This is a genomic window from Methanoregula sp., assembly GCF_049510175.1.
Taxonomy (GTDB): domain Archaea; phylum Halobacteriota; class Methanomicrobia; order Methanomicrobiales; family Methanospirillaceae; genus Methanoregula.
In genome coordinates this window covers 288418-314557 of record NZ_JBEKZF010000002.1, presented here as the reverse complement: position 1 = coordinate 314557, position 26140 = coordinate 288418, and the positions used below count along the sequence as shown (strand labels likewise).

At 57.2% G+C, this 26140-nt stretch carries 22 protein-coding genes; 12 read left to right on the top strand and 10 right to left on the bottom strand.

The features are described from left to right. The first annotated feature begins 17 nt into the window (after positions 1-17). The gene (gene dcd / locus ABSG49_RS04645; RefSeq protein WP_424024938.1) at positions 18-572 is read left to right on the top strand and encodes a dCTP deaminase; all 555 of its coding nucleotides are present in this window, start codon (positions 18-20) and stop codon (positions 570-572) included. Between the two features lie 527 nt (positions 573-1099). Next, positions 1100-2935, top strand: coding sequence for a threonine--tRNA ligase (locus ABSG49_RS04640; RefSeq protein ID WP_424024937.1), 1836 nt, complete (start codon positions 1100-1102; stop codon positions 2933-2935). 89 nt (positions 2936-3024) lie between these two features. On the opposite strand, the gene ABSG49_RS04635 is transcribed toward ABSG49_RS04640, so the two are convergent. Together ABSG49_RS04635 and purB are read right to left on the bottom strand one after the other, a co-directional pair. Next, positions 3025-3234, bottom strand: a complete 210-nt coding sequence (locus ABSG49_RS04635; RefSeq protein WP_424024936.1) for a hypothetical protein — start codon at positions 3232-3234, stop codon at positions 3025-3027. Further along, the gene (purB, locus tag ABSG49_RS04630; protein WP_424024935.1) at positions 3231-4577 is read right to left on the bottom strand and encodes an adenylosuccinate lyase; all 1347 of its coding nucleotides are present in this window, start codon (positions 4575-4577) and stop codon (positions 3231-3233) included. Before purB ends, ABSG49_RS04635 begins: the two co-directional genes overlap by 4 nt. A 103-nt stretch (positions 4578-4680) precedes the next feature. On the opposite strand from purB, the gene ABSG49_RS04625 reads away from it, so the two are divergent. The 4 genes from ABSG49_RS04625 to mobA all read left to right on the top strand — a co-directional run bounded on the left by ABSG49_RS04625 (position 4681) and on the right by mobA (position 8942). Continuing rightward, positions 4681-5013, top strand: coding sequence for a YIP1 family protein (locus tag ABSG49_RS04625; RefSeq protein WP_424024934.1), 333 nt, complete (start codon positions 4681-4683; stop codon positions 5011-5013). 576 nt (positions 5014-5589) lie between these two features. Beyond that, positions 5590-7599: an ATP-dependent DNA helicase gene (locus ABSG49_RS04620; RefSeq protein WP_424024933.1), complete on the top strand. Its 2010-nt coding sequence runs from the start codon at positions 5590-5592 to the stop codon at positions 7597-7599. Continuing rightward, positions 7587-8045, top strand: coding sequence for a methylated-DNA--[protein]-cysteine S-methyltransferase (locus ABSG49_RS04615; protein ID WP_424024932.1), 459 nt, complete (start codon positions 7587-7589; stop codon positions 8043-8045). The genes ABSG49_RS04620 and ABSG49_RS04615 overlap by 13 nt, the downstream gene beginning before the upstream one ends. A gap of 273 nt (positions 8046-8318) precedes the next feature. Further along, positions 8319-8942, top strand: a complete 624-nt coding sequence (mobA, locus tag ABSG49_RS04610) for a molybdenum cofactor guanylyltransferase (RefSeq protein ID WP_424024931.1) — start codon at positions 8319-8321, stop codon at positions 8940-8942. A gap of 212 nt (positions 8943-9154) precedes the next feature. Here mobA and ABSG49_RS04605 read toward each other — a convergent pair whose 3' ends face one another. Next, on the bottom strand, positions 9155-9919 hold the full coding sequence (locus ABSG49_RS04605) for a dihydroorotate dehydrogenase electron transfer subunit (RefSeq protein ID WP_424024930.1): 765 nt from the start codon (positions 9917-9919) through the stop codon (positions 9155-9157). Beyond that, positions 9912-10799, bottom strand: a complete 888-nt coding sequence (locus ABSG49_RS04600; RefSeq protein WP_424024929.1) for a dihydroorotate dehydrogenase — start codon at positions 10797-10799, stop codon at positions 9912-9914. The genes ABSG49_RS04605 and ABSG49_RS04600 overlap by 8 nt, the downstream gene beginning before the upstream one ends. Before the next feature lie 51 nt (positions 10800-10850). On the opposite strand from ABSG49_RS04600, the gene ABSG49_RS04595 reads away from it, so the two are divergent. The 3 genes from ABSG49_RS04595 (at position 10851) to ABSG49_RS04585 (ending at position 15839) form a co-directional block, all read left to right on the top strand. Continuing rightward, the gene (locus ABSG49_RS04595) at positions 10851-11717 is read left to right on the top strand and encodes a malate dehydrogenase (protein WP_424024928.1); all 867 of its coding nucleotides are present in this window, start codon (positions 10851-10853) and stop codon (positions 11715-11717) included. 1 nt (position 11718) lies between these two features. Further along, positions 11719-14187: a DNA-directed DNA polymerase gene (locus tag ABSG49_RS04590; protein WP_424024927.1), complete on the top strand. Its 2469-nt coding sequence runs from the start codon at positions 11719-11721 to the stop codon at positions 14185-14187. Positions 14188-14489: 302 nt separating this feature from the next. Then, the gene (locus ABSG49_RS04585; protein WP_424024926.1) at positions 14490-15839 is read left to right on the top strand and encodes a PAS domain S-box protein; all 1350 of its coding nucleotides are present in this window, start codon (positions 14490-14492) and stop codon (positions 15837-15839) included. Positions 15840-15914: 75 nt separating this feature from the next. On the opposite strand, the gene uvrB is transcribed toward ABSG49_RS04585, so the two are convergent. From uvrB to rbcL, 6 genes are all read right to left on the bottom strand, one after another. Further along, on the bottom strand, positions 15915-17864 hold the full coding sequence (uvrB, locus tag ABSG49_RS04580; RefSeq protein ID WP_424024925.1) for an excinuclease ABC subunit UvrB: 1950 nt from the start codon (positions 17862-17864) through the stop codon (positions 15915-15917). Between the two features lie 175 nt (positions 17865-18039). Next, positions 18040-18534, bottom strand: coding sequence for a flavodoxin family protein (locus tag ABSG49_RS04575; protein ID WP_424024924.1), 495 nt, complete (start codon positions 18532-18534; stop codon positions 18040-18042). Positions 18535-18590: 56 nt separating this feature from the next. Continuing rightward, positions 18591-19676: a radical SAM/SPASM domain-containing protein gene (locus ABSG49_RS04570; RefSeq protein ID WP_424024923.1), complete on the bottom strand. Its 1086-nt coding sequence runs from the start codon at positions 19674-19676 to the stop codon at positions 18591-18593. Then, a complete protein-coding gene (locus tag ABSG49_RS04565; RefSeq protein WP_424024922.1) occupies positions 19676-19837 on the bottom strand; it encodes a hypothetical protein in 162 nt (53 codons plus the stop codon). Before ABSG49_RS04565 ends, ABSG49_RS04570 begins: the two co-directional genes overlap by 1 nt. Positions 19838-19969: 132 nt before the next feature. Further along, positions 19970-20164, bottom strand: a complete 195-nt coding sequence (locus tag ABSG49_RS04560) for a hypothetical protein (RefSeq protein ID WP_424024921.1) — start codon at positions 20162-20164, stop codon at positions 19970-19972. A 70-nt stretch (positions 20165-20234) separates the two neighbouring features. Then, positions 20235-21527, bottom strand: coding sequence for a type III ribulose-bisphosphate carboxylase (gene rbcL / locus ABSG49_RS04555; RefSeq protein WP_424024920.1), 1293 nt, complete (start codon positions 21525-21527; stop codon positions 20235-20237). Between the two features lie 272 nt (positions 21528-21799). Between rbcL and ABSG49_RS04550 the strand changes: the two genes are divergently transcribed. From ABSG49_RS04550 to ABSG49_RS04540, 3 genes are all read left to right on the top strand, one after another. Then, positions 21800-24493, top strand: a complete 2694-nt coding sequence (locus ABSG49_RS04550; RefSeq protein WP_424024919.1) for a PAS domain S-box protein — start codon at positions 21800-21802, stop codon at positions 24491-24493. Between the two features lie 17 nt (positions 24494-24510). After that, a complete protein-coding gene (locus ABSG49_RS04545; protein WP_424024918.1) occupies positions 24511-25320 on the top strand; it encodes an esterase/lipase family protein in 810 nt (269 codons plus the stop codon). A 333-nt stretch (positions 25321-25653) separates the two neighbouring features. Then, entirely contained in the window at positions 25654-26139 is a 486-nt protein-coding gene (locus ABSG49_RS04540) for a TspO/MBR family protein (protein ID WP_424024917.1), read from the top strand. Position 26140 lies beyond the last annotated feature (1 nt).

Genomic DNA, 26140 nt, shown 5'->3' with positions numbered 1-26140 from the left:
CGCCAACCCTGTTGCCAATGATTCTTGTAGACTGGCAGCTCCGCGACCGCATCGCACGGGGCCATATCAAAATCGATCCCTACGACCCGAAACTCGTGCAGCCAAATTCGGTGGATATCCGGCTCGGTAACCACTTTGTCTGGTACAAGCCCGGAACGGAGGTCATCGATCCCTACAGCCGGGAGAGTGTTGCAACCGACGTGGAAGAGACCCGGACAGATTCATTCGTCCTGCATCCCGGGCAGTTCGTCCTTGCCGAGACGCTGGAATGCATCGGCCTGCCCGATAACATTGTCGCCACGATTGAGGGCAAGTCCAGCATCGCACGGCTCGGTGTGACCCTCCACCAGACCGGTGGCTGGATCGATGCCGGGTTCCGTGGTACGATCACGCTCGAGATGGCAAACGTCAACTCCCGGCCGGTAAAAGTATATGCGGGTATGCCGATCGGCCAGCTGGTCTTCTACACCACCGAGCGGGCAGAGGACCCTTATGACAAAAAGGCCGATGCCAAATATCTCGACCAGCGACAGGCAACGCTCTCGCGGTACCACGGCAACAGGAAAAATTAAGCCTGTTAATTTTTTATCGAAATTGTTTTCATGAAAAAATATGATGACTTATTTTGAGAATTCTTTATACGAATAATGAGGGTCCCCCGCCTCAGGGCCTCTCCGAGGCACGGCGGGGCTAGGAGATTTTTTAAATAGTTTTTCCGGTAATTGATCCGCCGCGGGGGCGCCCCGTCGGGGGCGGCGGCGTTCATCGTTCCTTGGGATATTAATTATTTTTCAGTTATCTCATTGAGTTTTATTTTTGAGGTAATCTTCTATTTTTTTAAGACTATCTTCTACAGTATTTAATTCTTTCAATTTTTGAGTTATCTCTTCACTAATTACGTTGAGTTTACCACGTAATTTAGCGTTAGAATAACGATTTGAACCAAAGGTAAAGAAAGCGAATCCTAATGATACTGACGGGAATCCAATCTGATAATAGGGATGATGAATTTTGATAATTACTCCCTGATCTCATTAAACACTATATACGATTAACTCCCATTTTATACGGATAACCGGATTCATGTGGAGATGAACCAATGCGACTTCTTTTGATCCATTCAGACTACATAGAATACGAAGCTAAAAAGAAGACAAAGATGGCAGAGGAGGGTGCTGTCCTCTCGGATAAGGAGACTGAGGCACTCACCGTTTTCTGCGCCGTTGAATCGATCGACGAGGAAGACCTCGAGGGCGTGATCCTCCAGGGAATTGAGGAGATAAAAAAGACCGCCGGACAGGTCAACGTGAACAAGATTGTTATCTACCCCTACGCACACCTGTCAAGCGACCTTGCGTCGCCGGACACTGCGATCACGGTGCTCAATGCACTGAAGGCCGGCCTCGAGACGGAAGGGTTTGCCGTCAAGCGGGCACCCTTCGGGTGGTACAAGTCCTTCAAGATCTCGTGCAAGGGCCACCCGCTCTCCGAACTGTCCAAGACGATCGTGCCCGGCGAGGAAGGGATGGTTAAGAAGGAGAAGAAGGAGGTCACCCACGACTGGTTCGTCTTGACTCCTGACGGGAAGCAGCATGACTACAAGGAGTACCTCGACGACTCCCCGTTCGGCTGCCTTGTCAAGAAAGAACTGGGGGTTGCGGTCCCGGTCGGCGGCGAGCCTGCCCATGTTGACCTGATGCGCGGAAAAGAACTCGTGGACTACGAGCCCGCAAGCGATGTAGGCTGTCTCCGCTGGATGCCAAAGGGCAAGCTTGTCCGCGACCTGCTCGCCGACTACGTGCTCCACCTTGTCCTTGAATACGGCGGTACGCCGGTCGAAACCCCGGTCATGTACGACCTTGGCGACAAGGCGATCTATGAGCATGCCGAAAAGTTCGGCGAGCGCCAGTACCGGTTCAGGTCCAACAACCGGAACATGATGCTGCGCTTTGCCGCCTGTTTCGGCATGTTCTCGATCATGCGGGACATGCACATCTCGCCCAACCACCTCCCGATGAAGATGTACGAACTCTCCACCTATTCCTTCCGGCACGAGCAGAAAGGCGAAGTGATCGGGCTCAAGCGTCTCCGGTGCTTCACGATGCCCGACATGCACTCGCTCTGCCTTGACATGCCGCAGGCCCTGAAGTGCTTCGAGGAACAGCTCGCGATGGGCTGGCAGACCGGCCGTGACTTCGAGTACCAGCTCGTCGCCGCCTTCCGGTGCACGAAGGACTTCTACGCCCAGCACGAGGCCTGGGTGAAGAAGATCGTAAAGGAATCCAACTGCCCGATGCTCATCGAGATCCTCTCCGACCGCGTCCACTACTGGGTCGCGAAGATCGATCTCGCCGCTATCGACGGCCAGATGCGCCCCATAGAAAATCCGACCGTCCAGATCGATGTCGAGAGCTCGACCCGGTTCAACATCAAGTATTACAAGGAGGATGGCACTCCGGTCCACCCGCCGATCCTTCACTGTTCTCCCACGGGCAGTGTTGAGCGCGTGCTGTGCGCAATTTTAGAGAATATCTCCACCCAGCAGGTCCCTGCACTCCCTACGTGGCTCTCGCCAACGCAGGTCCGGGTCATCCCGGTCGCAGAGCGCCATGGTGTATTCGCTGCCGAGGTCTGCAATGCGATCAACGCCGCACAGATCCGGTGTGATGTCGATGACCGCGAAGAGAGCGTGGGCAAGAAGGTCCGCGAGGCCGGCATGGACTGGGTACCTTATGTGATCGTGGCCGGAGACGAGGAAGTTGCATCGAAGAAGCTGACCGTTACGATCCGGAAGAAGTCGCAGCCGAACAAGCCGCACAAAGAGCAGCTCACGACCGAGGCCCTGATTGCTGCGGTGAAGAAGGATACCGAGGGCAAACCGTTCCGCCCACTCTATACTCCCCGGAAGCTTTCGCTGAAGGCCCGGTATATCTGAAACTTTTTTTAGCAGAGATTTTTCGAATCCTTCGTTTCCAAAGATATGGTGTTGGGGCGGTTATCAGAAAATGCAAGGTTGACAGCCGGTCATAAAAAATCATTCCGGCTTCCGGTCTTCTGATGTCCGGTATTTTCCTGCCGGCATTGCGGATCACGGGAGAGGGATATGACACTGACCGTGGAATATTCCAGCGGGATCTTTCCTGAATCGAGGACCGAGAGTTCCCGCATCTGGTGATTGATCCGGCGTTCGCGATCCAATCTCTTTGCGCACCGGCCGGAGATCGCCCGGGTCACGTTCCGGTACAGAGCGGCGATAGTTTTTCGATCAGCCGCTCGACCTGCTTAACGGACGTCCCGATGTACGCGTCCGGTGAGAGGAGAGCCGCGATGTCCGTCTTCGAACAGTACCGAACAACCTCGGGGTCTTTTGCGAGTATCTCGGCAAGCGGCCGACCTTCGGCAAGGGCCTGCATGCTTGCCATCCGGATGCGCTCGTGGGAGTCCTGCCGGTTCATCCCCTTTCTCGTCAGTTCGATCATGACCGCCTCGGCCATGTTGATCCCGTGGAGGAACTCAAGGTTTCTCCGGATCGCGGCCCGGTTGATGACGAGCCCTTCAAGCACACCGGCCATGAGCCGTAGGCAGTGGTCGGTGAGGATCGATGCCTCGGGAAAGATTACACGCTCGCAGGAAGAGTTTGTCAGGTCCCTCTCGTCCCAGAGCGTGTTGTTCTGGAGCGCCGGTTCGACCGAAGAGCGGATGATGCGGGCAAGGCCACAGACCTGCTCGCTCTTGATCGGGTTCCGCTTGTGGGGCATGGTAGAGGAGCCCACCTGTTTTGCCCCGAACGCTTCCTCGACTTCGCCGATTTCGGTCCGCTGGAGCGAGCGGACTTCGACGCCGATCTTGTCGAGCGTGGTCGCAACATTTGCGCAGAACATGAAGTACTCTGCGTACCGGTCGCGGGCAATCACCTGGTTGGATACGTCAACCGAACCAATCCCGAGGTTTGCCATCATCGTGGCCTGCACCTCCATCGCCATCGGCCCGAGAGCAGCCTGCGTCCCCACGGCACCGGTCATCTGGCCGACGACCACACGGGGCCGCATCTGCCCAAGGCGCTCGATGTGACGGGCGACCTCGCTTGCCCAGATCGCGAACCGTAGGCCGTACGTGGTCGGGACACCCTGCTGCCCATGCGTCCTGCCGATGCAGACGAGCGTCTTGGTTTCCTCAGACCGCTGCAGGAGGACCGAGAGCAGTTTCCGAAGTTTTGAATCGAGCAGGTCGAGCGACTGGCCGAGCTGAAGGCCGGTCGCAGTGTCGAGGATATCGTTGCTTGTCGCACCGTAGTGCACCCACCGGCCAGACTCCCCGGAGACTTCCGAGATTGCTTTCACGATTGCCATCATATCGTGACTGATCTCGAGCTCGATCGCCTTCGCCCGCTCGAGCGATGCCGTGTGGGCCTTTTCGCTGATCTCCACGGCTGCGGCTGCCGGGATCATGCCGTGGTGGGCCTCGGCCTTTGCGAGCGCAACTTCGGCGCTGACAATGGCCGAGAACCGGTTCTGCTCGCTCCAGATGGCACGCATCTCCTTCGTGCCGTAGCGCTCCTCGATGGGGTGGACTGCCATGGGTAGAAATGGGATGTTTTGGGATATAGTGGTTGAGGATCGGTGAAGGAAAAAATTCAAAAAGTGTTATTATATAATTCCCGTGTTCTATATTCCGGGTATCATGTTCTCCGGAATCAATGATCTGATCCTGCATCCTGATGCCTTTTTCGAACGGGTCTCACAAGAAAAGATCAACCTGATTCCGCCGCTCGCAATTGTCGGAGCGGGAATACTCTTCACACTGCTTCCGCTTGTGTTCACATTCATTTATTATTCACTCACTGCCTCGCACACTCTGCACAATATCCTCTGGTGGGGAATGATAGGGTATTATCTTCGGTGTTTCTCCGTCATTCCGCTTGTTATCTGGGGCATCCTGTCCATTGGAACCTACGGCATCTCCCGGATATTTGACGGGAAAGGATCCCTATCCGCAACCGTTCAGAACACATGATATGGCATGATGCTATAGGTTATCTCGGTTATCGGCATGATAATTTACAGCGGAATTCTGCTCTTTATTGTGTATATATTGCCCTCCACGGCCATTTTCATGGAAGAGTATGTACCATGAGGATACGGGGCTCTTCCTTACATCGACCTTATCATCTTATTCTGGGGATGGTATCTCTGGATCCTTGCGGTCAGGTACACGCAGGGGTTCACGTTTCGGAAGGCTGCGGTAGTGACGATTGTACCAGTCATGATCGTCATCTGGCTGACTACACTTGTACATTCATGGATCAATACGATATGGATTGCCGTTCTTGGTATATAAATCAAAAATTCCTTACAAATTCAATAATTCTTTGAAAGAGGATTGCTATTTGTGAATATTTTACGATATCCCCGCCGCCCCCCGCGGGGCGCCCCCCGCGGCGGATCATTACGTTTTCATTCTTTTGAAAAGGTAATACGGCGTCATCGCTCAGCGCAGGGGGTTAAGGGGGACAGGCACTGTCCCCTTTTCATTCACCTTCACACCACACCCCCATCCATAAAACCGATCAACGCCAACACTGATCCACCAATGGACAGCATCGACGCCTTTTTCCCGTACAGCGAGTACCGGCCCGGCCAGCGCCATATGCTCGAGGTCGTGGCGGAGGTGGCACGCACGGGCGGGATCGCGATGATCGATGCACCGACCGGCTCCGGGAAATCGAGCGTGGTCGCCTCGCTCCTTGCCGAGCGGAAGGGCAGGAAGATCGTAATCGCGGTCCGGACCGTGAGCCAGCTCACCACGTTCATCCGCGAGCTCGAGCTCGTGAAGAGAAAACAGCCGCAGCTCAAGACCGTGTATCTCGTCGGCAAGGGGAGCATGTGCCCGCTCGGAGGTGAGGGGGACGTGTACCGCCGGTGCGAGGGCGTCAAGGCGTTCTCAAACTCGCTGATGCGGGACCGGGCCGAGAAGGGGGCGATGGTCCCAGCGAAAGACCCGTTCATCATCCAGCAGCTCCGGCGGATGGACAAGGAGCATCCGCTCCTCTGCCCGTACTATATCAACAGTAAGATGTTCATACAGGCCGAAGGGACCGGGGTCCGGATGGTGCCCTCAACCGAACTCCGGAACAAGGCCGACCGGGTGATCGCAAACCCTGTCCCCCCGCGGGAACTCTCGGAGTACTGCGCAGGGATCTGCCCCTATGAGCTTATGATGTACGCAGCGAAGACCACCGATGTCGTGATCCTCAACTACCACCACCTCTTCGACCGGGAGATCCGCGAGCAGCTCTACGCAAACCTGAGCGTCGAGCCGCAGGACGTCCTGCTCCTCATAGACGAGGCACACAACTGCGGGGACGTGATAACCGGCATCGAGAGCGTCACGCTGGAGGAGCGCGACCTTGAACAGGCCTCCCGGGAACTCTCCGGCATGGCAAAACGCCATAAGGGGGCGGAGGCGGTCCGGCATGTGCTGCCCCGGCTCACCGAGTTCATCCGGGGCCTTACGAATTCTGTCGAGGCGGAGGACTGGTTTGACCCGGCAATCTTCGACCGGATGGTGACAAAAGAGTCATTGTACAAAGACATGGACGAGATCGTCGATGACCTCATGGGTCTTGCCGAGACGATCCGGGAGAAGAACCAGAAATCGGGCGAGTTCCGCGAGACCGCAATCGAGCGGCTGACGGAGTTCCTCCTCCGGCTTTCCAACTCCGCCACCGATCCTGCGTTCCTGACCGTATACCGCAAAGACGAGTCGGGGATCACGCTGGAAGTGCGCAGTATCGACCCGGCAGCCTCGCTCTCGGAAGTCTGCGGCTCCCATGCCTGCTCCATCCTGATCTCGGGCACGCTCTCGCCGGTCGAGAGTTTCAGGAAGTATTACTTCGGGAATGCCCCGGTGACAACCCTTTCCCTGCCCAACGCCTTCCCGAAAGAGAACCGCCTCATCGCCTGCGCGAGCGACATTACCACCGCGTACTCCATGCGGCAGAACAAGGATAACACGAACAGGATTACCGGGTACATCCGCGTATTCTGTGCCCTGAATGGAAACCGGGCGATCTATTTCCCGAGCTACCAGATCCTTGATAACTACGCGGAACTCACGACGCGGGATATACGGGGAAAGAAGATCTTCATCGAGCCCCGGGACACGGCCAATGCGAACGCAGCCCTTTCGGAGTTCCTCGCCCTCCCCTCCCGGCGCGAATCGGGCGTCATGTTTGCGGTCTGCGGCGGGAAGTGGAGTGAGGGGCTCGACTACCGGGGCGAGATGCTCGCCGGGGCAATGGTGATCGGCCTGCCGCTCGCGCCGTTCAACCGGGTGCGCAGGATGATGATCGAGTACTACCGGCACAAGTTCGGGACCGAAGGCGAGTTCCTCTGCTACACCCTGCCGGCCGTCAACCGTTCCCTTCAGGCACTCGGGCGTGTGCTGCGGACGCCCGAGGACCGGGGGGTGCTCGTGCTGGGAGAGAAGCGGTTCCTGGAAAAACGGGTGAGGGATGCCCTGCCGGTCTGGATACAGGCCGAGATGATCGCATGTGACTGTGAACAGTTCAGGGAGGTCCTGGCGCAATGGAAATCGTGAGCGGGTCATGCCGGCTCGGGCTCTGGTATGTCCATGTCACCTGGAACGGGAACACGATCCATCGTGTCCGTTTTGCAACAACGGGGACCGACGGGGACGTCCCGCCATTGATCAGGCAATTCTGCGCCGGGAGGGTTGTCGATCTCCGGCCACTTGCGAGTATCGCGATCCACGATGACACTCCCTACAGCCGGATCTACCGGGCAGTCCGGGAGATTCCCTACGGTAAGACCGCAACCTATGGGGAGATTGCACACCGTATCGGGACAGCACCCCGCGTGGTCGGACAAGCGATGGCCCGCAACCCGACACCGCTCGTCATCCCATGCCACCGTGTCGTGGCGGCAGATGGAATCGGGGGCTTCTCCCCGTCGGTCGATATCAAGGAGGTGCTTCTCACGATGGAGAGAAAAGGCCTGAGGAAGGGCAGGATCTCACCTGCGTAAACTACTACTTGCAGGAAATCAAACAGTTCCGGCAGAACACGGAAACACCATTACCGCCAGATGTGATGATAAGAGAAAGATACGGCCTTTCTGCCGGTTTCCCGAAAACGGAGATCGTGGCAGACTGCAGGAACGATACGGACATGAAGATTCTCATTTCCGGGGAGGCACACTCGTGAAAAAAAGCCGGGAGCACGGTATTGCGACACCCTGCAACGCGATGATGGGCGATCGGATCAAATGCCGTGAGTCGCTCGCAGCACAGGAGCGTCTATGAGGTCCGCGGTCGTGCTTGTCGGAGGCGAGGCCCGACGTGCCAACGGGCAGGAAAAATATTTTTTTCTGTATAAGGGCAGGACGTTCATTGACCGCCTTGTCGATACCCTCCAGGAAGTGGTGGACGAGATCATCCTCGTAGCCCGTGACCCGGAACAGTGCCGCCGCTTCCACCGTATCGAGGGCGTGCGGTGCATCACCGACATCCGCCAGGGGATCGGCCCCATCGGAGGGCTTCATGCCGGGACCCTTGCAGCGAAGGGCGACCTGATCTTTGTCTCCGCGTGCGACATGCCCTGCATCGAGGCCGGGGTCGTATCGTACCTCTTCACCACCATCGGCGACCATGATGCCGCGATTCCCTGCTGGAACAAAGAGATGATCGAGCCCCTCCATGCCGTATACCGGCGCGAAGTTCTGCTGGAATACCTCAGGGACCATGAATCATTTTCCCTGCGGCCGATGATCCGGGCGATCAACACCCGCTATGTCCCGGTCAGGGAACTCGAACCCCTTGATCCGGAACTCCGGACATTCACGAATATCAATAAGCTCGAGGATCTCGAGCGGATCAACCAGCAGGATCATAACGGGAAAGATTCGACCGGCAGGGACACGTAAACCTGGCCCAAGGCATTCCGTTTCGGGATGCAGGATGAGGGGGAGCTGATCCGGCTCCGCTGCTCATGCGATAAGTATAGTCGAAAACCCTGCTTTCAATACAATGTGGGTTTTCTCAAATAGTGGTAACACAGCCAATCTCTCAACAGACCAATCTCCGCCTCTTTTGAGGCTACGATTGATCATAATTGTTGTGTTCAACACTATATTTTTCAGATATTTGTTTTCCTGCCGCTTGCATCCCGCATGTAATGGCCAAACTCGCTTTTCTGCAGGACATCGCCCTGAAAAACCGGGCCATCGCGGCAGACGCGGAGACCGGACGGGTCAATGCAGCACGACCCGCAGACACCTACCCCACACTTCATGTACCGGTGGAGCGAGAACTCGGTCTTGTGCTCAAGGCCATTCTCCGCGACCTTCGCAAGCACGGCCCTCATCATAACCTCCGGCCCGCAGACCGCGATCCGGTCGTATGTCGAGAGGTTGAGGTCGTCCATCAGTGCGGTAACAAAACCGTTGTGCCCCTGCGAGCCGTCGTCCGTTGCAATCAGGACATCGGTGCACTCGTCGAGCTGGTCGACAAAGAGCAGTTCGGTTTCGGACCGTGCACCGAGCAGCATCGTCATGACGCAGTCGGCCTTTGCAAGCGGGAGGAGGGGCGCTGCACCGACCCCGCCGGCAATTGCCAGCACTTTCTCTCCTTTGGTGAAGCCGTTGCCAAAGGGCCCGCGGATCCCGAGTTTTCCCCCAGTGTCCATGCCAAACAGGGCCGCGGTCGCGTCCCCCACGTTCTGGACCGTGATACTATTGGGGGAAGAGAGGGCCATCGGGATCTCATCCACGCCCGGCACCCAGACCATAACGAACTGTCCCGGGTCAAAGACGAACGGCGGATCAAAAAAGAAGCTCCGTATGTTCTGCGTCTCTTTTTTGATCCGCGTAATCGTGACAGTGACCGGTGTTCCTTCAGCCATGGGCGCACCCCACGATCTCGTCTGCGGCGATCCCGTCTTTTGCATAGAGATGTTCTTTGATCGTCTCGAAAACCTTCACGTCATCGTAGACCGCGCTGCCGATCTCCACGGCCCGGGCGCCCGCCATCATCATCTCGATCACGTTGTCGGCAGTCGAGATGCCGCCACATCCGATAACGGGTATCTTCACGGCCTCGTAGAGTTCGTACACGCACCGGACCGCGATGGGAAAGACCGCGCTTCCCGAGAGGCCGCCGTACCGGTTGCCCAGTACCGGGCGGCGGAGTCCGGTGGAGATCCGCATGGCTTTCACCGTATTGATCGCAACGATCGCGCTGGCACCCCCCTTCTCGGCTGCCTTTCCGATTGTTGTGATGTCCGTCACGTTCGGTGTCAGTTTCACCCAGGTCGGCACGCCGGTTTTGCTCACCGCCCGCGTGCAGGCTTCCACGAGCACCGGGTCAATACCGATCGCGGCCCCGTACCCTTCGGCATGGGGACAGGAGAGGTTGAGTTCAATGGCCGCGACTTTGCCGGAGAACCAGCCGGCCACCTCGGCAAACTCCTCCGGGTTCCCGCCGAAGATACTGGCAATCACCGGTTTCTTTGCGAGGGCAGTTACCTCATCGACAAATTCCTTTGACGGGTTGGGGAGCCCCATCGCGTTCAGCAGCCCGTCTTCGAGAACAACGAGGCAGGGGCCGTGGTGCCCTTCTTTCGGGTGGGGGCCGATGGACTTGGTTACGACACCCCCCGCCCCGAGGTGCAGCATCCGCGAGAGCGATGCCCCGGTGGTACCGAGAACCCCTGCAGCGAGCAGCAGGTGGTTGTGCAGCGCAACGCCACCAATGCTCACCGGGTCCGGCCTGATCGAAACCATTCATCAGGAAATGGTCGTTATTTATTATTAGCATACCCATATTGGTACCAGATGGCGCGCCTTGCAGTGATGGGGGTCGGGAGGGTCGGCGGCGAGGTCGCGTACCTTGCAGCATCGCTCGGCATTGCCGAAGAACTGGTCCTCTACGACAGCGCCCCCAAGCTCCTCAGGGCGCAGGTGCTCGATCTCCGGCACACCGGCCTGGATATCTCGATCAGCACCGATAAAAGCGGGATCCGTGAAGCCGATCTTTGCGTCTTCTCCGCGGGAATGCCGCGGAACCCCTCGATCAGGACCCGCGCTGACCTGCTCGCGGCCAACCTGCCCGCCACCCGTGACGGCGCAGAACTGCTTAAAAATTTTTCCGGCGTCCTGATCACGGTGACAAACCCGATGGATGTCAATAACTATTACCTCTGCAAAAAAACCGGCATCCCGCGTGAGCACTGCATCGGGTTTGGTGGCCAGCTCGACAGCGCCCGCTTCGGCCTCACCCTCCGGGAGCGCAACATCGGCGGGCTCCCGTCCGTTCTCGGAGAGCACGGGGAGCACCAGGTACCGGTCTTTTCAAGGCTTGAAACACCGGTTGTGGAGACGGTACGGGAAGAGATCCTCCACGAGCTCCGCGGGGCAAGCATGGAAGTGATCAAGGGAAAGGGGGGTACCGTCTTCGGGCCGGCACTCCACCTTGCCCGGCTGGTCCGGATGGTCCTTTCGGATACGGGGGAACCGGCGGTCTGCTCCGCAGTACTGGACGGGGAGTACGGCCTTGACGGATGCTCGCTTGGCGTACCCATGCGAATCGGAAGAGCGGGGATCCGGGAGATCATGGAATGGGAGCTCGATGTATGGGAGGCCAAAAAGATGGCTGAAGCGGGACAGTTTGTTGCCGGTCTCTGCAGCAGGGCGGTGTCCTGACATGGCCTCGCAGTCCGCCCGCAGCGAAACCTGCATGAATGCACCCTGCACGCTCGACACGTTCTCCGGTTTCCGTATTGCGATCAACCAGGTGGAATACAGCAACTCACCCGACGGCCCGGTCATCCATGTCTTCGGGCGGGACGCGCAGGCAAAGGCAGTCCGGCTGGACGTGACCGGCTTCCGGCCGTACTTCTATGTCCCGGCCGACCAGGCCGAAAGCACACCGCTTCCCCCTCAGGTAACCCTCGAAACCGGGACCACCTACTGCTCGATCCGCGGCGAATCCCTCCGCCGGCTCTACACCCAGCGGCCGGGTGATGTGCGGGATGTCCGGGAGCGCTACCGCCATTTCGAGGCAGACATCCCGTTTGCCACCCGGTTCATGATTGATACCGGGCTCACCGGCGGGATCTCCGCCCCGCAGGAGACCGTGGACTATCACGAGATCGCACCGGCGGAGGTCGACGCACCGGCCCGCACCTGCATCATCGATATCGAATGCGAGGACGAGCGGGGTTTCCCCGACCCCCAGCGCGACGCGATCATCTGCATCACCGCTTTCGATTCGTTTGACGAGGACTATACCACGTTTCTCCTGGTCGGGGGCGGACTGCCGAATGAGATCGCACAGAAAGAGCAGGAGGGGGGCCTGAAGAACGGGTGCTTCCGCAAAGGCACCCACACGATCTGCACGTACGCAGACGAAATCGCCATGCTCCGGGCATTGGCCTCCTACCTCCTTGCTAGGGACCCGGACGTGCTCTCCGGCTGGAACTTCGTCGAATTCGACATGCCGTATATCACCGGCAGGATGGAGCGGCTCGGCCTCCGCCCGGACTCCCTTGCCCGCATCCCCGGCCAGACCGAGCGCAATGCGCTGCGGGGACGGGCGCTCTTCGATCTTCTTACTGCCTACAAGAAGATGCATTCGGGCCTGAAGGAGTCCTACAGGCTCGATGCGGTCGCGATGGAGGAACTGGGCGAACAGAAGGTCCGGTACACGGGGACGATCTCCGATCTCTGGAAGAAGGAGCCGGCCCTGCTGGTCGAATACAACTTCAAGGACGTGGAGCTCTGCGTCGGGATCAACCGGAAGGACAACATCATCGGGTTCTACCGCGAGATCGCCCGCTACGTCGGCTGTCCTCTCGACAAGACCCTGAACTCCTCGAGCGTAATCGATATCTATGTCCTGAAGAAGGCCTACGGGACATACGTGCTGCCCTCCAAAGGGTTTGCGAATGCCGAGGAGTTCGAGGGCGCAACGGTCTTCGAGCCAAGCAAAGGTGTGCGGGAGAACGTGGTGGTGCTCGACCTCAAGTCGCTCTACCCGATGGCGATGATGACGATCAACGCCTCCATGGAGACCAAGGACCCGGAGGGAGAACTCAGGGCGCCGAACGGGATCCGGTTCCGGAAGCAGCCGGACGGGCTGACGCGGAGCATTATTGCCGAGCTTCTCAAAGAGCGGGACGAGAAGAAAGCGTTGCGCAACACGTTTGCATTCGGTTCGCCGCAGTACCTGATGTACGACATGCAGCAGAACGTGCTCAAGGTGATCATGAACACCTACTACGGGGTCTCGGGCTACACCCGGTTCCGGCTCTTCGACCGGGAGATCGGGTCGGCCGTGACCTCCGTGGGGCGGGCGATCATCGAGCATACCCGCCGGGAGATCGAGCAGCAGGGCTACACGGTCATTTACGGCGACACGGACTCCTGCATGGTGCAGCTGCCGCCCCTTGACCGTGAGAAGACGATCGAACTCGCCCGGACGATCGAGAAGAAACTCAACGAGAGTTATTCGGTGTTTGCAAAGAAAGAACTGAACGCTGACGTCCATTACTTCTCCATCAAGTTCGAGAAGATCTATGCCCGGTTCTTCCAGGCCGGCAAGAAGAAACGCTACGCGGGATCACTTGTCTGGAAAGAGGGCAAGGACGTGCGCGAGACCGATATCGTGGGCTTCGAGATCAAGCGGAGCGACACACCGCAGATCACCAAGCTCGTGCAGAAGACGGTGATGGAGCAGATCCTTGACGGGAAGGGATATCCGGAGATCAAGGCATTCCTTTCCGAAGTGATCAAAAAATACCGGGCCGGGAAGTACTCGCTCGATGAGATCGGTATTCCCGGTGGTATTGGCAAGTCGCTTGATGATTACGACAATGACGACGCACAGGTTCGGGGAGCAAAATATGCCAACCAGTACCTGCATACAGAGTTTGGCAAGGGCAGCAAGCCGAAGCGGATCTACATCAAGACCGTGACTTCGAAATACCCCAAGACCGATGTGCTCTGCTTTGAGTACGCGGACCAGGTGCCAAAGGAGTTCGTTGTCGACTGGGAACTGATGCTCGACAAGACGATCAAACAGCCCATCTCGCGGATCATCGAGGCACTCGGCTGGGACTGGAATGACGTCGACCCTTCGAGGACCACGCTCGCCCAGTGGGGCCTCGGGTAACCCGCTCCCTGCCAGGCCCGTATTGCGGCAACCGTCTTTGTAATACGCGACCGGGCGATCCTGACCGGAATCCTTTTGAAAAATTAAGGGGATTGTATATAATTCCGGTATTTCCGGCCTGGTGAAATATCCACAATACTGCCCCGGATCAGGCAGCAACAATCATTCTTACTGCATCATCAATTGGTACAAATGAAAAACGTTTAATAAGGATTCGCGCAATTGAGATTCATACAGTGCGCCTGCAGAGCCGGTTTCCTCTTTGGTACTCCGGTGTATGCAGGCCAGGGAAAAAGGATGAAATGACCGAAGGAATCATGTTTACCGAACGCGAGGAGAGCATCTCCAACCTCTGGCTTTTCATCGTGATCAACACGACCGTGCTTGCCCTCCTGATCAACATCCTCTCCCTCCATTATGGCAGCAACGATGTTGCCCCCAACCTCTTCTATATCCCCGTCGTCATTGCTGCCTACTGGTACCCGAACCGCGGCCCCATCTTTGCCGTAGTCATCTCCCTTGCCTACATGGCCATGGTGTATATTTTCATGGGCGCCATTGTCCCGACCCTGATCGCATCGTCCGTCATCTGTTACGTGCTGATCGGCGTATCGGTGGTAGTATCAAGCCTTGCGACCCACATGCGCAGGAACGAGGTGAAATACCGGGGGCTCTTCAACCATTCCCAAGCGGGTGTCGGGCTGATCAACCCCGCCACCCAGAAGATCCAGGAAGCGAACCACCGCTTTTCAACCATGCTTGGATATTCCGATAACGAGATCCTCGACGTGCCGTTTAGCGATCTCTTCCTGGATCCCGAAAAGAGAGAACTATTCTTCAGCCAGCTGAAACGCAGTGGCAGCATCGGGAATTTCGAGACCCGGTTCCGGACGCGGAGCGAGGGGAGCCGGTGGATGCTGGTCTCCGCGGGGATGCTTCCGGACAACCAGTTCGTCACTGATATCACCGACATCACCGAGCGCAAGCACGCGGAACTCGCCCTCCTGATCAGGGATCACGCGATCAGTTCGTCCATCAACGCGATCGCGATCCTCGACCTCGATTTTAATATCACCTACGTGAACGAGTCACTCCTGCGCCTCATGGACTACCATGACGTACACGAACTCATCGGGAAAAACGCCAGCATCTTTACCGGCTCATCCCAGAAGCTCGATGTGATCAGGGACACCGTAAGAAAAGACGGAAGCTGGTTTGGCGAGATGCCCCTCTTAAAATACAACAGGACGCCATTCTACGTCACCCTCTGGATAAACATGGTCCGGGACGATAGCGGCGCACCGATCTGCATCTTGACCTCCTTCATCGATATCACCGACCGCAAGCATATGGAAGCGGCGCAGAGGAAGGCGCTCGAGCAGATCGAGAAGAATATCGAGCAGTTTGCGATCCTTGGCGACCATATCCGCAACCCCCTTGCAGTCATCGTCGGGCTTTCAAGCCTTTCGGAAGGGGAGATTGCTGACAGGATCATCCTGCAGGCGAAAGAGATCGACCGGATTGTCACCCAGCTGGACATGGGGTGGATCGAGTCCGAGAATGTCAGGGAATTTATCAAGAAATATTACATGGTGGGAACCGCTGAAGCTGACGGCAGCGACATTTCAGCAGATGCACCCGGGCACTACTGATCGGACCAAATCCCCCCATTATTCCCCTCCCAAGAACCTGCAGGACATTGCCTGCTGTCGAAAGTGGCGGGGCACTTATACCCGTTCCGCAGTCTTCTGCGACAGCCGCTCGTTCAGCTTTTTGATCTGGTCCCGGAGTGCGATCGCCTTCTCGAAATCGAGGTTCTCGGCAGCGTCGCTCATTTGCTTCTCGAGCTCGATCACCACATTCGGGATCTCGTTCTTCGGCACGTGTTTCGTATCCCTGATATCGACCTCTTTTTCCTTCACGGGTTTGATGATCGTGCGCGGGGTGATATGGTGCTTCTTGTTGAACGCCATCTGGAGGTCGCGGCGCCGTTGTGTCTCGGCGATCGCCCGCTGCATGGAGTCGGTCATCGTATCGGCGTAGAGCACGACGTTCGCGTTCACGTTCCGGGCCGCCCGTCCGATGATCTGGATCAGGCTCCGGGCATCGCGGAGGAAGCCTTCCTTGTCCGCGTCGAGGATGCCAATGAACCCGACTTCGGGGATATCGAGCCCTTCACGGAGGAGGTTGATGCCCACGAGAACGTCAAACGTGCCGAGCCGGAGCTCGCGGATGATCTCGCTGCGCTCGAGCGTCTGGATCTCGGAGTGGAGGTACCGGGTCCGGATCCCCTGGTCGGATAAAAACTCGGAGAGTTCCTCGGCAAGTTTCTTCGTCAGGGTCGTGATGAGGACACGGTCGCCCCGGGCGATCGTCTTCTGCACCTCACGGATCACGTCGTCGGTCTGGCCCTCGATGGGTCGGACCTCGACATTGGGGTCGACAAGGCCGGTGGGCCGGATGATCTGCTCGACCAGGCGGCCGGACTTCTTCCGCTCGTAATCGCCCGGCGTGGCAGAGACAAAGATCACGTTTCCCATGTACTGCTCGAATTCGGGGAACCTTAAGGGCCGGTTGTCGTACGCGCTCGGGAGCCGGAAGCCGTAATCGATTAAGGATTTCTTGCGCGACCGGTCACCGTTGTACATGCCGTGGAGCTGGGGGATCATCTGGTGGCTCTCATCGATGAACATCAGGAAGTCGTCCGGGAAATAGTCAAGCAGGCAGTAGGGTTTCTCGCCCGCCTTCCTGCCATCGAAATGGCGCGAGTAGTTCTCGATGCCCTTGCAGGAACCGGTCTCCTCGATCATCTCGACGTCGTACCGGGTCCGCTGTTCGAGCCGGTGGGCCTCGATCAGGCCGAGCGTGGGGAGCACTTCATCGAGCTCTTTGAGAATGGATGCGATCGCCGCCTTACGCGAACTTTCCGGCGTGACGAAATGGCGGGCCGGATAGACATAGAAATAGTTGAGCTGCTCTTTTTTTGTACCGGTGTTCTTATCTACCTCGCTGATACGTTCGACCTCGTTCCCGAACAACTCGATCCGGATGATGTTGTTGAAATACCCGGGGATGAGGTCGATCGTGTCGCCCTTGACGCGGAACCGGCCCGGCATCAGCTCGAGATCGTTTCGCTCGAACAGGATATCGAGCAGCCGGCCCATGATCTCGTTCCGTGAAATTTTCTGGCCGACCGAGAGCTCGAATCCCATGTTCCGGAAGTTCTCCGGGTTGCCAAGACCGTAGATGCAGGAGACCGACGCGACCACGATCACGTCGCGCCGGAATGAGAGCGAGGCAGTAGTGGAGAGCCGGAGCATTTCGATCTTGGGGTTGATCGCGGAATCCTTCTCGATATACTGGTCCTTTGCCGGGATGTAGGACTCCGGCTGGTAGTAATCGTAGTACGAGACGAAGTACTCGACCCGGTTCTTCGGGAAGAAATCGGAGAATTCCTGGAAGAGCTGGGCGGCGAGCGTCTTGTTGTGGGCAAGGACGAGCGTGGGCTTGTTCTCTGCCGCGATCACGTTGGCCATCGTGAAGGTCTTACCGGAGCCGGTGACACCAAGAAGCGTCTGGTACTGTTCGTTCTTCGCGAGACCTTCGGTCAGCTGCCGGATTGCTTCCGGCTGCGAACCGGCCGGGGCGAAGGTTGAGACAAGCTGGAATCCGGTCACGGTGCTTAGGATCTTGGAGGGGAATATTAAAAGGGATCGGGATGCGGCAGGAAAGGAAAACGGGATGCCAGAATTCTTTTACCGGTTTACCGAATGATGCATCGGTGGTTTTTGCTGTCAATTTATTCCTTATGATTTGGCGGGTCCTGTCATTCTGTTCACCCATGGTGACAGGTTAGCCGCGAGCCTTCTCCATCATCTCACGGGCGAACGCTTCCGCATTCTTCAGGTCGCCGGCATCCGGCCTGCCCTTGTTGAGCCCCCCGAAATATTTTAAGAAGCTGTTCGTGTTGAAGCCTGCACAACAAAATTCACCGATAACCGTGTAACCTCTGGACTCGAGTTTTTCCCGAAGTGACAAGTGACATTTTAGTGAATAGTTCTCAAGGTTTTCCCTGCCCGCAACAGATTCCGGCATGCCGGAGGTTGAGAAGATGAAAGCTTTTTTATGGGTGACGTGTGGCAGTTTATCGGCAAGTTCAAGGACAGATTCGTGGTTTTTTCCACCATAAACACCTGAACCAAAACCGATCAGGCTGTACTCCTGCAACTCTTCCGGCCGAATTTGCTGTGGCGTTTTTACCGGTGCACCAAGCACTTTTGCGAAGACGTTCGCGATCTTCTCCGTATTTTTGTGATGATAGGAGAACACGACCACAAGTGATTTCACTGGCAGCGGATCCTGAAGCTCATTTCCTTTTTTTTCCATTTTTTCACCGTGAAAAATTATTCCCGGCCCACCAGTTCCTGCACCCACGCCCGGTTTGCCCGAAGAGCACAGCCCCCGGTACTTTCCGTGAGCAGCCCGTGTTCGTTGCGGATCCGGCTGAGCAGCTGGGAGCGGAGCGCCCCTTTGAGTGGCACCGCTGCAAGGTTCGCATCCGAGACGGGTGCCGCAGGGCAGGGTTCGAGGTCCCCGGACGGGCTGATATGCACGAAACCCCGGCCTGCGGCAAGGCACCCGCCGTACGCGTCCTCATCACCGGGGAACCCGATGAAGAGAGCCGGGAACTTCAGGTTGAAGTCCGAAAGGACCAGCTGGAGGATCTTCTTCTGCTCATGGGTGAGGACGAGGTGCTCCGTGCCGGGTTCCATGGGAACGAACTCGACAAAAGTGAATACCCGGGCGCCGGTTTGTATCATCTGCCGGATAAACGCGTCATCTGTAACACCGTTGAAATTCTCCCTTGTTGTCGTGACCGAGCACCCAAAGAAGATCTTACGGTTTTTCAGCCGGGCACAGGTGTCGAGCAGCCGGTCGTACACTCCGCTGCCCCGGCGCGAATCGGTACCCTCTCGGAAGCCCTCGAAGCTGATGACCGGCACAATGTTCCGGCACGCCGCTATAGCTCCAGCCACCTCCTCATCGATCAGGAGCCCGTTCGTGAAGACCGGGAAGAGTATTTCCGGGTGGGCGTGTGCAATCCGGAAGATCTCGTCCCGCCGCATCAGGGGTTCTCCGCCGGCAACAACGATGAACGAAACCCCGAGTTCAGCGGCCTGGCCGGCAAGCAGCACCAGCGTCTCCGGACTCATCTCCGCTGCAGACTTCTCTTTCCGGCCGTGCATGTAGCAGCCGGCGCACGCAAGATTGCAGCGCGAGGTGATGCTGGCGATGATGACCGGCGGGACGATCCATCCATCCCTCTCGTGCCGCTTCCGCATTTCTGCGGCTTTCCGCTGGTGGTGCAGGATGACAGCCCCCGCGATGACAAGGACCGGGTCTGCGGCAATGATCCGGACTGCCTGCGCAAGGGTCTCCGCAATGACACGGTCAAAGAGATTCCGGTAGTCCGTGCCATTCGTGTCCATCACGGTATCCCGACCGGATCCGCTCCGGGAAGGATCTCCTCCTGTATGTTCTGCAGCGATGCAATTGGTACCAGCTCGCAGTCCGCCAGTACTGTGGCGATCTTTTTTGCAGCAGCAAGCATGTTCCCGGTGCCGGTAAAGTAATAGATAATCGTCTTCATAGTTCATTTCCTGGTGATCGTGCCGGAACAACCCCGGCTAGGTCCGGAAAACTTCACGTACGTATGAGATACAGGTATACAGGATGGACCTGTGCCGCGCAATAACCAGCGTTTTGATCAGGCAGTTACCGGTTATTTTTTCGAAATAATCGTGTGCGCGTCCTTATCGACTTTGTAGGATTTTGGGCGGTCGAGCAGGTCAAGCGCATTGATCTTCATGTCGATAAGTTCTGAATAATTGAACGACTCGTTCTTCTTCTCACCCGACTCGACCCAGAAAACAACAATCCCGTTCTCCATCTTTTTGCTGCTGACAATATCCTGCATACAGTCCGATCGGGAATAGGAGGTAATGAATTTTTCTGCATTCCTCAAAATCTGAAAAAAAAGGCCCCGGTTATACCGGTTTGTAGTGCCCCCATTTTTCAAGAGCTTCCTTCAGTTCCTTTGCCGTCTTCGCCTTCTCTTCAAGCGTGACGCCTTCCTGCCATGCCTCGATTGCCTGCATGGTCGCCTTCGCACCGGCCCGGGTGCCTTTCGGGTGCCCATGGATGCCACCGGAGACGAGCAGGACCATCTCCGTACCATAGATATCGAGGACATCAGGCACAAGCCCCGGGTGCAGGCCGCCGGACGAGACCGGGAAGGCACTCTTGATCTTCCCCCATTCCTGTTCGAGCAGCATGCCCTCGACAGGATTTGTCTTCTTCTCCCGCAGGAGATCGGCAAGGGCGACCGATTCGCGCCGGGAGCCGGTCAGCTTCCCGACTGCAGTGCCGGTATGGATCTGGGAAACCCCGATAAGACGCATGATCTTGGCGAGGAACTGCATGGTCACGCCATGTTTCTTGTTCCGGTCAAAGGTCGCATGCATCGCCCGGTGCGCATGGATCGCAAGGCCGAGATCGGAGCAGTAGTCCCGCATGGTCATGACGCTTGCGGTCCCCGCGACGACCACATCGATCATCGCGTAGTTCCAGCCGTTTGCCGCAAGCAGGTCGGCCCGTTTCTTCATCGTCTCGACATCCGCGGTGATGTTCAGGAACGCAGACTTCTTCCCGCCGGTATCCCTCTCCGCCTTGTCCCGCAGTTTTGTCATGTACTTCACCCGGTCATCGAACCGGTTGAAGGAGGTGGAGGTCAGGTTCTCGTCGTCCTTGACGAAATCGAACCCCCCCATCCACGTCTCGTACCCTATCTCCGCATGCTCCTTTGCCGTAAAGCCAATCTTGGGTTTGGGCACGGCGCCGGTGAGAGGACGTTTTGTGACCTTCATCATCTTCCGTATCCCGTCATTGCCGAAGTGCGGCCCCTTGAAGTGTCTGATGTAGGCCATCGGCAGGGCGACATCGATCAGCCGCAGGTTCTTCACTGCTTTCATGCCGAAGATGTTGCCGGCGATACCGCTCATCAGCTGAACGACGTTCCCCTCTTCCCAGAGCTCGATCGGATACGCGATCTTCACGACGTTGCCCTCGATGTCAAACGCCGTTGCCTGGAGCGCCTTCATCCGCGGCGGCATGGTGAAAAGCGTCGTCCAGGTCCCGGTCGAGCTCTCCGAGGCAATCCGTCCTGCCGCTTCCTTCCCGCTGATGCCTGCGGCCGGTTCAAAATAGAAGAGGCAGACTAGGTCGTCCTTTGCTGGCTCGTAGTTCAGGTTGACAAATTCCTTGTACCAATCGATTGACATAGTGAATCCTGTACCAGTAAAGGTTATCCCGGGTAAAAAAGATGTAGAATGCGATGCGGGGCGACCGGATGGATGCCCTCACGTGAAACCACGTCCCCTGTCGGGAAAAAACGGCAGCATGAAAAACGATCGCGCTCTTCCCCGACCATATAATATACTTATATGAGGACGTGCGCCCACGTACTACATACCCTCAGGAATCCGGATCCTGCGACAAAAATTATGGGGGAATTGTCCGGGATTTCCGGGTCTTTTTCATAGCGTGGCGTGACATGGCAGCAAAAAAGACAGGAAAAAAAGTGGAGCGGAGAGCATCCTCACCGGAGAGAGAGACCAACGCTGTACAGGCTGTGCTGCGTAAGACGGAAAAAAATTACCCTGCGTTTTTTGATCATGCGCCGGTCGCGACCGTCATTATCGATGAGAATTCGACCGTTTCACTCGTCAATCGCACGTTTGAAGAACTGAGCGGCTACACGCGAAAAGAAGTGGAAGGGAAGAAGAAGTGGATGGAGTTTGTCAGCAGTGACGATGCGGAAAAACTCGAAAAATACCACAGCGAGTTTCTCAGAGCCGGGGGCTGGGCGCCATCCCCTTATTCCGTTACATTCGTCAGCCGCGATGGCAGCACGCGGGACATGTCGGTGGTTACCGGCCAGGTTCCCGGGACCCGGCGGATCATCGTCTCTCTCGTAGATATTACCGCACGTAAAAAACTCGAACAGATGCTTAGGGTGAACGAAGAGCGGTATCACACGCTCGTCAAGAATATCGGCACGGGTGTATTCCGGACCACCTGTGAGCACCCGGGCAAATTCGTCTGGGCGAACGCGGCCTTCCTTTCCCTGTTCGGCTTTGGAACCCTTGCAGACCTGCTGAAGTACCGCGCCGTCGATCTCTACGTTGATTTCCATGACCGGGATCAGATTCTTGCCGATCTCCATCGCACCGGGCACGCGGAAAACCCGCTGATCAGGATGAAAAAAACCGATGGCACGCTGCTCTATGCCACTATCACTGCCCAGGCAAGGCGCAATACCTCCGGGGCCATTGAATGGATTGACGGAACGGTTGAAGATCTCACGGACGTCGTGACTGCACAGGAACGGTTCAGGGAAATTATGATGGCAGCATCCCCCTTTGCGATCATGACGACCGACGTCGACGGGGTGATCACCGCATTTGGCGCCGGATCAGAAAAGATGCTGGGATATACCGCAGCGGATGTTACCGGAAAGGCAACCCCCCTCATCTTCCTGACCGAGTCCGGGATCGCAACCCGTTCCCGCATGATGGCGGATGAGACCGGCAGGCCGGTGATCGGCTTTGATATCTTATCCCAGCATGCACGGATCCATGGTTCCGATGAGAGGGAATGGACCTGTATCCGCAGGGACGGCCCCCCCATCTCCGTTGCCCTTGCCGTCACTGCCATGAAGGATACTGCCGGAACCCTCACAGGGTACCTGTGCACAGCGCAGGAGATTACCAACAGGAAACGGGTGGAGGAGGCATTCAGGCTCTCCAGTCTCCAGATGTCGGGAGTGATCTACAACCTGCCGGATGCGACATTTGCCATTGACCGGGAAGGAAAGGTCATAGCATGGAACCGGGCGATCGAGGACCTCACCGGGGTAAAATCTTTAGAGATCCTGGGTAAGGGCAACTACGAATATGCCCTTGCCTTCTACCAGACCCGGCGGCCCATGCTCATCGATCTCGTCTCTTCCGATGACCGGAAGATCGAAGACTGGGATTATACCGGTATCCAAAGGACGAGAAATTCCCTGTCTGCCGAAATCACCGGTATGACTCCCCGGGGCCGCAGCATGATCATGCGGGGGGTTGCAGCGCCCATCTATGACGAGTTCGGGAACATTGCCGGCGCAATCGAGACGCTCATGGATATCACGGAGCTGAAGAAGACGGAGTCTGCCCTGCAGGATACCGCCTCGCGGTACCGTGCCATCCTGGACAACACGGGAGCGGCGACCGCGATTATTGAGGAGGACTCAACGATCACCTACATCAACCCGGAGTTCGAGAAGATCCTCGGTTATATCAAGGAGGAGATTGAGGGGAAGCAGAAGTGGACAGAATTCGTCTCTCCTGAAGATCTTGAGCGGATGCAGGCATTCCACCGCCTGCGCCGGATCGATCCCCGGAACGCGCCGGCAAAATACGAGTTACGGTTCATACGGTGGGACGGGGAGGTGAGAAACGGCCTGGTTGCAATAACCCTGATCCCCGAAACACGGCAATCCGTTATCTCGCTCCTTGACATCACTGACAAGATACAGGCAGAGAATGCCTGCCAGCGGGCCAACCGGAAACTGAACTTTTTCAATTCTACTACCCGCCACGAGATCCTCAACCAGCTGACAGTCCTGAAAGGAAACCTGGAGCTCGCGCTTGAGCGGACTGCCGATGCCGATACCAGAGTGGTACTGGAAAAGGAACTTGCTGCTGCGGAAGCGATAGAGTCCCAGGTCCTGTTCACCCGGGATTACCAGGACATCGGACTTCTGCCGCCACAATGGCAGGACCTGATGAGCGTTATCCGGAAGGCATGTACCGGTATCCAGGCCGGGCCGGTCGATGTTGAGATCGATATCGTCGGTGTCGAGGTCTTTACCGATAAGCTGCTGGAGAGAGTATTCTACCACATGGTGGACAATGCCATACGATACGGAGAGAAGATCAGCCGGATCCACATTTCGTGCAACGAGTCATTCGAAGAACTGCTCATCGTCTGCGAGGACAACGGTATCGGGATACCTCCCGACGCGAAGGAGAAGATCTTCAACCACCAGTATTACAAGGACAAGGGGCTTGACATGTACCTGGCGCGCGAGATTCTCTCCCTGACCGGGATCAGTATCCGTGAGACCGGTGCCTATGGCAAAGGTGCACGGTTTGAACTGCACGTACCCAAGGGAGCATACCGGTTTACCGTTACCCACTGACCATGAAGGAAAACGAGATGAACGACAGGATCCCCGTAGTCCTTGTGCATGGGTGGAACAGCCATCCCGGCATCTGGAACAAGCTCTGTCCCCTGCTAACAGAAGCCTCGATACCGGTCTGGAAATTCGATCACACGGCCCTGAGGGATGCACTCCTGCCGGATATTGCGGTTGCCCTGGGAGAGTTTATTACTGCGACACGCGAGGCGACCGGGTATGCCGGGAACGTCGATATTGTGTGCCACTCGGTTGGTACCTGTGCTGCACGGTACCTTCTCGAAGTGCTGGACGGGGAAGCCCGTCACGAGAGGGTTCGGCAGCTGATCGGTATCGGCCCGCCCAACAACGGCTCTGCTCTTGCCGAACTCTTTTATGACCCGTTGCGGAGAGAGGAGATCATCAGCCGGCTGACCGGGGTGTTTGTCCCGGAGGGATTTGATCCTGCGGCCGACCGGATCGTGCAGGATGTGCGACCGGGGAGCGCAGTCATGCAGCGCCTTCGCACCGCCGGGACACGGCCGGACATTACCTACCGGGTGATCGTAACCGCAAACCCCGGGGGGGTGCCGGCATTTTTCCCCTGGTTCGAGGGCAGGACATGGGAACGCACTGATGACGGAAACTATCATGCAACGTTTAACGGCGACGGGATCGTCCCGAACCGGGAATCCGCACTTCCGGGAGTCTCGCTCGATCTCATTTCAACCGGTGAGGGAGGCGACGACACTCCCCCGCCGGCCCAGTACTGCCACATCAACCTGCCCCGGAACCCGGTCGTCATGGAGCGCGTTCTTCACTACCTTACCCTGCCGCTCCAGGAACCTTAGACCAACGGCGTGTTTTCCCGCAGGCCGTGATTAAAACACTGCTGTGACGTACGTGATGTAAAAAAACCGTATCTCCGGGAACAATGCCGGGACCCGGGCACAATGTCGTATCAGTGTCCCGGAAGAATGGCGGGGAGGGGCAGGGTGCACGCTTCGAGATTATCGTGCCGAAAGGACATACCGGTTCGCCGACCTGAAATAACAGGGCCGTATTCCCGACCGGTTTCCTGCTCCCGGGCTGTTTCCCGACAATCTCCTTTCGATCCTTGTTGGTGTAACGCGACAGCGTGCAAATATTCATTATTTCACAGCATGTCCGGTACATGATCGTCTATGAAACTCCCCTCTGCACGCCTCACAGGACTGCTCATCCTCTGTATCGCCATCCCTCTTGCGATCGGCTTGATCGGATCCGTCTTCACCCTGCCGGAGATCGCTGGCTGGTATGCCGGGCTCAACAAGCCCTCGTTCACTCCCCCGGGATGGATCTTTGGGCCGGTCTGGACACTCCTCTATATCCTGATGGGGGTCTCACTCTGGGTTGTCATAAAGGACGGTATTGGTGACCGGTCAGTACAGCAGGCCGTGATCCTCTTTGCGGTCCAGCTTGTCGCCAACCTTGGCTGGTCGGTCCTCTTCTTTGGCCTGCATAGGATCGCCGCGGCATTCCTCGAGATTATTTTCCTGTTCGCCCTCATCGCGGTAACGACCCTTTCCTTCTGGCGGATCAAGACGACTGCCGGCTGGCTTCTCGTCCCCTACCTTTGCTGGACGGGGTTCGCCTCACTCCTGACGGGGAGCGTCTGGCTCCTCAACTGAT

Excerpts from the sequence above, each read along its gene's own strand:
- dcd (WP_424024938.1), top strand. The coding sequence starts at position 18 with ATGATTCTTGTAGACTGGCAGCTCCGCGACCGCATCGCACGGGGCCAT.
- ABSG49_RS04640 (WP_424024937.1), top strand. The coding sequence starts at position 1,100 with ATGCGACTTCTTTTGATCCATTCAGACTACATAGAATACGAAGCTAAA.
- purB (WP_424024935.1), bottom strand. The coding sequence starts at position 4,577 with ATGGCAGTCCACCCCATCGAGGAGCGCTACGGCACGAAGGAGATGCGT.
- ABSG49_RS04625 (WP_424024934.1), top strand. The coding sequence starts at position 4,681 with ATGTTCTCCGGAATCAATGATCTGATCCTGCATCCTGATGCCTTTTTC.
- ABSG49_RS04620 (WP_424024933.1), top strand. The coding sequence starts at position 5,590 with ATGGACAGCATCGACGCCTTTTTCCCGTACAGCGAGTACCGGCCCGGC.
- ABSG49_RS04615 (WP_424024932.1), top strand. The coding sequence starts at position 7,587 with ATGGAAATCGTGAGCGGGTCATGCCGGCTCGGGCTCTGGTATGTCCAT.
- mobA (WP_424024931.1), top strand. The coding sequence starts at position 8,319 with ATGAGGTCCGCGGTCGTGCTTGTCGGAGGCGAGGCCCGACGTGCCAAC.
- ABSG49_RS04605 (WP_424024930.1), bottom strand. The coding sequence starts at position 9,919 with ATGGCTGAAGGAACACCGGTCACTGTCACGATTACGCGGATCAAAAAA.
- ABSG49_RS04600 (WP_424024929.1), bottom strand. The coding sequence starts at position 10,799 with ATGGTTTCGATCAGGCCGGACCCGGTGAGCATTGGTGGCGTTGCGCTG.
- ABSG49_RS04595 (WP_424024928.1), top strand. The coding sequence starts at position 10,851 with ATGGCGCGCCTTGCAGTGATGGGGGTCGGGAGGGTCGGCGGCGAGGTC.
- ABSG49_RS04590 (WP_424024927.1), top strand. The coding sequence starts at position 11,719 with ATGGCCTCGCAGTCCGCCCGCAGCGAAACCTGCATGAATGCACCCTGC.
- ABSG49_RS04585 (WP_424024926.1), top strand. The coding sequence starts at position 14,490 with ATGACCGAAGGAATCATGTTTACCGAACGCGAGGAGAGCATCTCCAAC.
- ABSG49_RS04570 (WP_424024923.1), bottom strand. The coding sequence starts at position 19,676 with ATGGACACGAATGGCACGGACTACCGGAATCTCTTTGACCGTGTCATT.
- ABSG49_RS04565 (WP_424024922.1), bottom strand. The coding sequence starts at position 19,837 with ATGAAGACGATTATCTATTACTTTACCGGCACCGGGAACATGCTTGCT.
- ABSG49_RS04560 (WP_424024921.1), bottom strand. The coding sequence starts at position 20,164 with ATGCAGGATATTGTCAGCAGCAAAAAGATGGAGAACGGGATTGTTGTT.
- rbcL (WP_424024920.1), bottom strand. The coding sequence starts at position 21,527 with ATGTCAATCGATTGGTACAAGGAATTTGTCAACCTGAACTACGAGCCA.
- ABSG49_RS04550 (WP_424024919.1), top strand. The coding sequence starts at position 21,800 with ATGGCAGCAAAAAAGACAGGAAAAAAAGTGGAGCGGAGAGCATCCTCA.
- ABSG49_RS04545 (WP_424024918.1), top strand. The coding sequence starts at position 24,511 with ATGAACGACAGGATCCCCGTAGTCCTTGTGCATGGGTGGAACAGCCAT.
- ABSG49_RS04540 (WP_424024917.1), top strand. The coding sequence starts at position 25,654 with ATGAAACTCCCCTCTGCACGCCTCACAGGACTGCTCATCCTCTGTATC.